This is a genomic window from Rhabdaerophilum sp. (genome assembly GCF_046092605.1).
GTDB lineage: Bacteria > Pseudomonadota > Alphaproteobacteria > Rhizobiales > Beijerinckiaceae > Rhabdaerophilum.
The window spans coordinates 1-3,448 of the sequence record NZ_JBJTDY010000083.1 but is presented as its reverse complement, the minus strand read 5'-3'; the positions used below and the strand labels follow the sequence as shown (position 1 = coordinate 3,448).

At 72.7% G+C, this 3,448-nt stretch carries 3 protein-coding genes; 2 read left to right on the top strand and 1 reads right to left on the bottom strand.

All coding sequences use genetic code 11. From position 1 onward, the window contains the following. Positions 1-179 precede the first annotated feature (179 nt). Positions 180-1,052, top strand: coding sequence for a tyrosine-type recombinase/integrase (locus tag ACKODO_RS06820; protein WP_408982696.1), 873 nt, complete (start codon positions 180-182; stop codon positions 1,050-1,052). Between the two features lie 37 nt (positions 1,053-1,089). Continuing rightward, the gene (locus tag ACKODO_RS06815; RefSeq protein ID WP_408982695.1) at positions 1,090-2,322 is read left to right on the top strand and encodes an IS91 family transposase; all 1,233 of its coding nucleotides are present in this window, start codon (positions 1,090-1,092) and stop codon (positions 2,320-2,322) included. A gap of 638 nt (positions 2,323-2,960) precedes the next feature. Here the strand turns inward: ACKODO_RS06815 and ACKODO_RS06810 are convergent. Further along, a partial coding sequence (locus ACKODO_RS06810) for a transposase (protein WP_408982694.1) occupies positions 2,961-3,448 on the bottom strand: 488 nt, incomplete at its 5' end.

The window sequence follows — 3,448 nt, the reverse complement described above, 5'->3', positions numbered from 1 at the left end:
GGGTCCGCGCGGCAGCGGGATCCGGCACGGGCTGCCGTCGCGGCCGAGCACCTTGCCGAACAGGAAGTTGATCGCGCAGCCGGCCTGGTTGACGGTGGAGGCGTGCGAGGCGAGGGGGTGATCGAAGTCGTACCTTGGATGGTACGGGCATGTGCCCGCGCAGATCCGAGGAGACACAGATGACACCGCTTCGGCAACGCATGCTCGATGCACTGGTCTTGCACGGCAAGGCCCCGCGCACGCAAGAGGCCTACATCTCGGCCGTAGCCCAGTTGGCGCGGCATTACCGGCGCAGTCCCGACACCCTCGATGGTGCCGAGATTGAAGCCTATCTGCTGCACCTGCTACGCGAGCGGCAGCTCACGCGCTCCACCGTCAACCAGGCCGGCTGCGCGATCAACTTCCTGTTCGGCAAGGTGCTCGGCCGCGACGGCAGCCCGTGCCGGATCCCGCTGCCGCGCGGACCCCAGCGGCTGCCCGAGATCCTATCGCGCGACGAGATCGCGCGGCTGCTGGCCTGCGCTCGCAGTCTGAAGGCGCGCACCGCCCTGAGCTGCGCCTATGCGCTGGGCCTGCGCGTGAGCGAGCTGTGCGCGTTGCGCGTGGAGCACATCGACAGCGCCGCCGACCGCATGTGCGTGCGCGTGGTCCAGGGCAAAGGGGCCAAGGACCGCTACGTGCCGCTGCCGGCCGACCTGCTCGCGCTGTTGCGCGGCTATCACCGCCACGTGCGTCCACGGGGCTGGCTGTTCAGCGCGGCGACCGATCCGGCGCAGCCGCTGCACACCGAGCAGGCGCAGCGCTGGTGCTGGCAGGCGCGCGAGGCCGCCGGCATCACCAAGGCCGGCGGCATCCATGGCTTGCGGCACTGCTACGCCACCCATCTGCTGGAGTGCGGTGTCGACTTGCACAGCATCTCGCAGTGGCTCGGTCACCGCCACGTCAACACCACGGCGCGCTACCTGCACCTGGCGCGGCCCGACGCGCCCGACGGCGCCCGGCGCACGCCGCTGACGCTGCTGTCGAACCTGCCCGAGTGCACGCGGCACTGAAGCGGCGACCACCGAGGCGGCGACCACCGAGGCGGCGATGTCGGTGTCATTGGCCGAGGTGCTCGCGCGCATCGGACCGCGCTATCTGGCCGCGCACGGGCTGAGCCGCGCGCAGGCCAAGGCGTGGCGCGCGATCGCCGCCTGCCGCACATCCGCCCTGGGCGGCCAGCAGTTGGCCTGCGACGGGTGCGGTGCGACCCAGTGGCGCTGGCACTCCTGCCGCAACCGGCACTGCCCGCGCTGCGGCAAGCAGGCAGCCGACGCCTGGCGCCGCGCGCGCAGTGCCGAGTTGCTTGAGGTGCCCTACGCGCACCTGGTGTTCACGCTGCCGCACGAGCTCAATGCGTTGGCACGCCGCCACCCGCGCTGGGTCTACGAGACGCTGTTCGCCTGCACCGCCGCCACCCTGACCGAGTTCGCCGCCAACCCCCGCTGGCTCGGCGGGCGGCCGTCCTTCACGCTGGTGCTGCACACCTGGACGCAGGACCTGCGGCTGCACATCCATGCGCATGCGCTCATGGCCTGTGGTGCGCTGGACGCCGCGGGCGGCTGGATCGCGCCGCGGCGCACCGAGCGGTTCCTGTTTCCGGTGCATGCGCTGTCGCGGGTGTTCGCCGGCAAGTTCCGCGCCGCCCTGCGCGCGGCCGAGCGCGACGGCACGTTGCGCGACGATCCGCTGCCTGCCGCCGGCGAGCGGCAGCGCCGCCTGCAGCGGCTCACCGAGAAGAACTGGGTGGTCTATGCCAAGACGCCGCTGGCCGGACCGGCAGCGGTGCTGGACTATCTGGCGCGCTACACGCACCGCACGGCGATCGGCCACGAACGCATCGTGGCCGTGTGTGATGACGGGGTACGGCTGCGGGTACGGGCCGATGGCAACGGCGGCAAGAACGCGGGCAAGAACGCGGGCAAGAAGACCGTGCGCATCGACGGCGCCGAGTTCGTCGGCCGCTTCGTGCAGCACGTGCTGCCGGCCGGCTTCAAGCGCATCCGCCACTATGGGCTGCTGGCCCCGGCGCACAAGACCCGCTGCCTGTCCCAGGCGCGGGCGGCGCTGGCGATGCCCGCGCCGAACCCGATCGCGCAGGACGCGGTGGCGGCGTTCATGCGGCGCGTGGCCGGCATCGACCTGGTGCGCTGTCCGCATTGCCAGGGCCGCTGGCGCCCGATCGCGCTGCTTGCGCCGCAGCGCATCACGCTGTGGCCGCGCGCCGGATCGGCGCAGCGATCTGCGGCAGCACAGACCGCGGCGCAGCCGCAGGCGCCGTGAGCCGCTGATGCGCCCGGCGCGCCTGTCCCCCGCAGCCGCACAGCCGAGGGCAAACCGCCGGCCGGCAGCGTGCGCCCGCGTGCCGGTAAAGTGCCTTGCCGCATGTCCGTCTTGCCTGCCGCGACGGCGCCAGCGGCTGCTGCCGGAGCCCAACACCACGCCGCGGCCTCCTGCGCCGGCTTCGGCACCCCTGCCGAGCATGCCAAAACCGGCCCGCTGAACCTTACACTGCCCATCCCGTACGGCCGCCACGCCACCACCGAGCGGCGGTTCAGTCCAACGAGGTTTATCCGCCGCCATGCACCGCTCGTGCCTTCGTCCAGGCCGCCCTCGGCGGCGGATAAACACTATTCGTTGGACTGAACCGCCGCTCGGTGGTGGCAGGCGGGCGGCGGTGCGTATTGGGCAGTGTAAGTTTCAGCGGGTGCCGAACGCCAGTGCGACGTGGGGTTGGGCTGCGGCCGCCGAGGGCGCCGGCGCGGCGGGCGGCGTCCGCCCGGCGCTGCGCAGTGCGGCGGCCGGGTGTTGCGCCGCGTCGCCGCCGGCCACCCGGCAGCGGCACGCGAGCGCCCGCACCGCCGTGCGGTGAGGCGGCGGCAACGGCAGCAACGGCAGGTCCGTGAGCATCGTCGGCCGGGTCAGGGTGCCTGCGGTTGCGCCGCCGTGGTGGGCCGACCGGCGCGCGGCCACAGCGACGGGCGCAGGGCTGCGGCGTGCGCGATCGGACGCCAGCAGCCGTGGCACCGAGGACAGCGTTCGATCTCGATGCGCGCCACGCGCCGCATGAACGCGGCCACCGTCTCCTGCGCGATCGGATTCGGCACCGGCATCGCCAGCGCCGCCCGCGCCTGGGACAGGCAGCGCGTCTTGTGCGCCGGGGCCAGCAGGCCGTAGTGGCGGATGCGCTTGAAGCCGGCCGGCAGCACGTGCTGCAGGAAGCGGCCGACGAACTCGGCGCCGTCGATGCGCACGGTCTTCTTGCCCGCGTTCTTGCCCGCGTTCTTACCGCCGTTGCGATCGGCCCGTACCCGCAGCCGTACCCCGTCATCACACACGGCCACGATGCGTTCGTGGCCGATCGCCGTGCGGTGCGTGTAGCGCGCCAGATAGTCCAGCACGGCTGCCG

Excerpts from the sequence above, each read along its gene's own strand:
- ACKODO_RS06820 (WP_408982696.1), top strand. The coding sequence starts at position 180 with ATGACACCGCTTCGGCAACGCATGCTCGATGCACTGGTCTTGCACGGC.
- ACKODO_RS06815 (WP_408982695.1), top strand. The coding sequence starts at position 1,090 with ATGTCGGTGTCATTGGCCGAGGTGCTCGCGCGCATCGGACCGCGCTAT.